The sequence below is a fragment of the Sinomonas sp. G460-2 genome (genome assembly GCF_047759905.1).
In the GTDB taxonomy this organism is placed as follows: Bacteria; Actinomycetota; Actinomycetes; order Actinomycetales; family Micrococcaceae; genus Sinomonas.
In genome coordinates, this window is sequence record NZ_JBKZWT010000253.1 from 1 (window position 1) to 5,298 (window position 5,298).

4 protein-coding genes are annotated in these 5,298 nt (G+C 70.0%); 1 reads left to right on the forward strand and 3 read right to left on the reverse strand.

Features of this window, described 5'->3' with window-relative positions:
- Both ACLN58_RS17295 and ACLN58_RS17300 read right to left on the reverse strand, forming a co-directional pair.
- Nucleotides 1–1,836, reverse strand: a 1,836-nt coding sequence (locus ACLN58_RS17295) for a molybdopterin oxidoreductase family protein (protein ID WP_415856486.1), incomplete at its 3' end; no start/stop codon positions are given.
- A 1-nt stretch (nt 1,837) separates the two neighbouring features.
- On the reverse strand, nt 1,838–3,277 hold the full coding sequence (locus ACLN58_RS17300; RefSeq protein WP_415856487.1) for an MFS transporter: 1,440 nt from the start codon (nt 3,275–3,277) through the stop codon (nt 1,838–1,840).
- 248 nt (nt 3,278–3,525) lie between these two features.
- Here ACLN58_RS17300 and ACLN58_RS17305 point away from each other — a divergent pair, with 248 nt between their 5' ends.
- Nucleotides 3,526–4,953 (forward strand): MFS transporter, encoded by a 1,428-nt coding sequence (locus ACLN58_RS17305; RefSeq protein WP_415856488.1) that lies wholly within the window; start codon nt 3,526–3,528, stop codon nt 4,951–4,953.
- Between the two features lie 157 nt (nt 4,954–5,110).
- On the opposite strand, the gene ACLN58_RS17310 is transcribed toward ACLN58_RS17305, so the two are convergent.
- The coding region (locus tag ACLN58_RS17310; protein ID WP_415856489.1) for an acetyl-CoA carboxylase biotin carboxyl carrier protein subunit at nt 5,111–5,298 on the reverse strand (188 nt) is incomplete at its 5' end.

A 5,298-nucleotide genomic window follows, 5' to 3' on the forward strand; every position in this document is an offset into this window, starting at 1 on the left:
GCGGCGGGTCTGCGCGCCCGACTGGTAGTGCTCGAGCAGGCGACCGGTCGCGAGGTGGAACTCCTCGAGCGCGGGCCGTCCGGGCGCCCACGAGGGGGTCGCGGCCCGTACCGCGACGAGGCGAGCCCGCCCGTCGTCGTGCGCGAAGCGGTCGCGGAACAGCCTAGGGGTGCCGGCCGTGCCCGCGGGGTATGGCCAGTAGGCCTCGGCGCCGTTGTCGAGGAGCTCGTACGAGATCCCCGAGTAGTCCGCGAGCCCGCCCGAGGACGCGGCGCGGAGCTCCTCGAAGACCACCTCGGGCTCTGTCGGGAAGGACGACGGCGCGTCGAGCAGCTCCGCGAGGCGGTTCATGATCCACAGCTCGGACCGCGCGCCCGCGGGCGCCTCGACCGCGCGGCGGCGCCGCAGCACGCGGCCCTCGAGGTTCGTCATGGTGCCCTCCTCCTCGGCCCACTGCAGGACGGGGAGCACCACGTCCGCCTCGCGGGCCGTCTCGGAGAGGAAGAAGTCGCAGACCGCGAGGAAGTCGAGTCGCTTCAGCCCCTCACGGACGGCGGACACATCCGGCGCGGAGACCACGACGTTGGCGCCGTGCACGAGGAGGGCGCGCACGCCGCCGTCCGTGCCGAGGGTGCGCAGGAGTTCGACGGCGGGGAGGCCCGGCCCGGGGATGCTCGCCTCCGGAACGCCCCAGACCCGGGCGACGTGCGCGCGGGCCTCGGGGTCGGTGATTTTGCGGTAGCCGGGGAGCTGGTCCGCCTTCTGCCCGTGCTCGCGCCCGCCTTGGCCGTTCCCCTGGCCGGTGAGCGTCCCGTAGCCGCCGAGCGGCGAGCCGGGGAGGCCGAGGAGCAGTGCGAGGTTGATCGCGGCCGTGACGGTGTCGGTGCCGTCCGCGTGCTGCTCGATGCCGCGGCCCGTGAGGATGTAGCACGAGCCCGTGCGCGCGGACCTCGCGAGCCGGTGCGCGGTCTCGCGCACGAGGTTGGCGGGGACACCCGTGGTCGCCTGGACCCGCTCGGGCCACCACGGAGCCACGGAGCGGATCACGGACTCTAGGCCCTCGGTGCGGGCCGCGAGGTAGTTCGAGTTCAGGAGGCCGTCGTTGATGACCACGTGGGCGAGGCCAAGGAGCAGCACGAGGTCCGTGTGCGGGGCGGGCGCGAGGTGAGTGCCCGCGCCGTCGTCCGTCAGTCTGGCCGTCGGGGAGTGGCGCGGGTCGACCACGATGAGCCCTCCCGCCTCGCGCGCACCCGCGAGGTGCTGCACGAACGGCGGCATGGTCTCGGCGACGTTCGAGCCGAGCAGGAGGACCGTGTCCGCCGCGTCGAGGTCGGTGAGGGGGAACGGCAGGCCCCGGTCGATCCCGAACGCCCGGTTTCCGGCGGCCGCTGCGGAGGACATGCAGAACCGGCCGTTGTAGTCGATGCGCGAGGTTCCGAGCGCGACCCGGGCGAACTTCCCGAGGAGGTACGCCTTCTCATTCGTGAGCCCGCCGCCGCCGAAGATCCCGACGGCGTCCGGCCCGTACGTGCCTTGGGCCCGGCGGATCTCGCTGGCCACCCGCCCGAGCGCCTCGTCCCAGCTCGCCTCGCGGAGCACGCCCCGCGCGTCGCGCACGAGCGGTTCCGTGACGCGCTCGGGGTGCCGGAGGAGGTCCGCCGCGGTCCAGCCCTTGCGGCACAGGCCGCCCCGGTTGGTGGGGAACTCGCGGCCGGACACCTCGGGCGCGGCCTCGTTCTGGGCCGGCGTCAGGTTCATCCCGCACTGCAGGGCGCAGTAGGGGCAGTGGGTCGCGACGGGTTGGGCGAGCGGGTTGGGAACCCCCGGGCCAGGCATGTCAGGCCCCCGTTCGGGCCACGGCGCTCCCGCGGCGGAGGTAGCAGGCCCACGAGACCACGAGCATGACCACGTACGCGGCGACGAATCCGTAGAACGCCGGGACGTAGGATCCTGTCGCGGTGCTCGATGCGCCGAGCAGCTGCGGGATGGCGAAGCCGCCGTACGCGCCGATGGCGGAGATGAGCCCGAGCGCCGCGGACGCGAGCCGCGCCGTGTGCGACGGCGCCGCGCCGGCCTGGGCGGCCCGGCTCGCCCGGGCGAAGATCACCGGGATCATGCGGTAGGTCGAACCATTGCCGATGCCGCTCGCGGCGAACAGCGCGAGGAACAGGGCGAGGAAGAGCCAGAAGTTCTTGAGGGGGAGCGTCGCGATGAGGGCGAGCGTCACGACCGCCATCGTCGCGAAGGAGGCGACCGTGATGCGCGCGCCGCCGAAGCGATCCGCGAGCTTGCCGCCGTACGGGCGCGAGAGCGAGCCGACGAGCGGGCCGAGGAACGCGAGCGAGAGCGCCGCCGCGCCGACGGCGAAGGTTGAGTATGCCGGGAACAGGTCCTTGATGAGCTTGGGGAACACGCCGCCGAAGCCGATGAACGAGCCGAAGGTGCCGATGTAGAGGAACGCGACGATCCACAGGTGCGGCTCCTTGAGCGCCGCGAGCGAGCCTGCGACGTCGCCCTTCGCGTTCGAGAGGTTGTTCATGCGGCGCCAGGCGGCGAACGCGGCGATGAGGATGAACGGGACCCACATGAGGCCCGCCATGGCGAGCGTCCCGCCGTGCGAGCCGGTGACAAGAACCGCGGTGAGGCTCACCACGATCGGCACGGCGAGCTGCGAGATCGCGGCGCCGAGGTTGCCGCCGGCGGCGTTGAGGCCGAGCGCCCAGCCCTTCTCCTTCGCGGGGTAGAAGAACGTGATGTTGGCCATCGAGCTCGCGAAGTTGCCGCCGCCGAAGCCGGAGAGCCCCGCGACCGCAAGCATGACCCAGAACGGCGTGGTGGGGTTCGAAACGCAGGCCGCGAGTCCGATCGTGGGGATGAGGAGCAGGAGCGCAGAGACGATGGTCCAGTTCCGGCCGCCGAAGCGGGAGACCATGAACGTGTAGGGGATGCGGAGCGTCGCGCCGACGAGGCTCGGCATCGAGATGAGCCAGAACGTCTGCGACGTGTCGAACTTGAAGCCGGCCGCCGGGAGCGAGACCACGACGATCGACCAGAGCTGCCACACGACGAAGCCGAGGAACTCGGCGAAGATCGACCAGGCGAGGTTCCGCCGAGCGATCGCGCGCCCCTCGCGCTCCCACTGGGTGGCGTCTTCCGGGTTCCAGTGCTCGATCCAGCGGCCCGCGCGGAAGTCGAGGCTCAGATGGGAGGCGGGGGCCGCCGTCGTTCGCTCTGCCGCCGGTGCCGCAGAGGCGGTGATCTGGGGGTCGGTGCTCATGGGCCCTCCTTGAACGTGGGAACTTGTCTAGTTCCACGCTAAGAACGGCGCGTTTCCGGAAGCGTCGCGGGGTGTAAACAGGCCGTGACATCGACCTCTCTTCTCACGGCGGTTCTGGGTGAGCCGTGAGGTGAGGTCCGCCATGTGGACCGAATGTCCGGTCAGTGGACGCTGTTCATAGGATGGCCACGCACAATCCCAGGACCCCTGTCAACGGTGGGTCCAGCATGCGAAAGGCACCAGCACCCATGGCCACACGAGCCGTCGCCGAGGAATCGGCGGCAGAGCCGCAGCGAACCGATCCGCAGAAGAACGCGAACACCCGCGGGCGGGTGATCTTCTCGAGTCTCATCGGCACCACGATCGAGTTCTTCGACTTCTACGCGTATGCGACGGCGTCCGTCCTTGTCTTCCCGAAGCTGTTCTTCCCGGGCGCGACCGACATCAACGCGATCCTCTCCTCCTTCGCGATCTTCGGCGTCGCGTTCTTTGCGCGGCCCATCGGCTCGATCGTGTTCGGCCACTTCGGGGACAAGCTCGGGCGCAAGGGCACCCTCGTCGCCTCGCTGCTCACCATGGGCCTCGCGACGTTCTTCATCGGCGTCCTGCCGCCCGCGTCGACTCCGGGCTGGGTGGTCCTCGCGCCTCTCCTGCTCGTGGTCCTGCGCTTCCTCCAGGGCCTGGCCCTCGGCGGCGAATGGTCGGGTGCCGCGCTCCTCGCGACCGAGAACGCGCCCGCGGGCAGGCGGGCGGTCTGGAGCACGTTCCCGCAGCTCGGAGCGCCGATCGGCTTCATCATCGCCAACACGATGTACGTCGTGATGAATGGATTCCTCACCTCGAAGCAGTTCGAGGACTTCGGGTGGCGCATCCCTTTCCTGTTCAGCATCGTCATGGTGGCGATCGGGCTCTACGTGCGGCTCAAGCTCGTCGAGAGCGCGTCCTTCCAGAAGGTCGTCGAAGAGGACAAGGTGGCCCGCGTCCCGCTGGCCGCGACGTTCAAGCACCACTGGCGCGCCGTCATCGCGGGCACGTTCATCATGCTCGCCACCTACGTGCTGTTCTACCTGACCACGAGCTTCACGCTTACGTACGGAACCGCCCCCGCGAACGTCGAGGTGGCGCGCGCCGCCGCGGAGAAGGCCGGGAAGTCCTTCGACGCGGCCTCGTTCGTGCCCGGGCTCGGGATCGACCGGGGTCTCTTCCTGTGGATGCTCATCATCGGCGTCGTGTTCTTCGGCATTTTCACGGTGGTCTCAGGACCGCTCGCGGAGAAGTACGGCCGCCGGAAGTTCCTCCTGTGGGTCACGGCGGGCATCCTCGCGTTCGGCGTCACGTGGGGCCTCATGTTCGGCCCCGGCACGGGTGCGGCCATGGTGGGGCTCGTCGTCGGGTTCACGCTCATGGGCGCGACGTTCGGCCCCATGGCCGCGATCCTGCCGGAGCTGTTCCCCGCTAACGTCAGATACACGGGCTCGGCGATCGCGTACAACCTCTCGTCCGTGATCGGCGCGGCCCCGGCCTCGTTCGTCGCGATCGCCCTGTGGCAGGCCGGGAAGGGGAGCACGGTGCTCGTCGGCGTCTACCTAGCGGGTGCCGCAGTGCTCACGCTCGTCGCCCTGTTCCTCACGCGCGAGACCCGTGACCGGGACTTCGAGGACAACATCGCGGCGTGAGCTGACCGCTCGTCAGTCAAGATCTGGCCATCGTCGGTAGGGATCTGGGCAGTCGTCGGCAAATGAAGTGGCCCCCGTCGGAATCCCGACGGGGGCCACTTCTCATTCGACCACTGGTCACTTCTCGCGCGACGACCGGCCAGATCTCACGGGGATCTCAGTCCTCGATCGTGGCGATCACCGAGCCGGCGGAGACCGTCTGCCCGGACTCAGCGGTGAGGCCGTGGATCGTGCCCGAGCGGTGCGCCGTGAGCGGCTGCTCCATCTTCATCGCCTCGAGGACGACGACGAGATCGCCCTCCGCGACCTGGTCACCGTTCTCCACGGCGACCTTGACGATCGTGC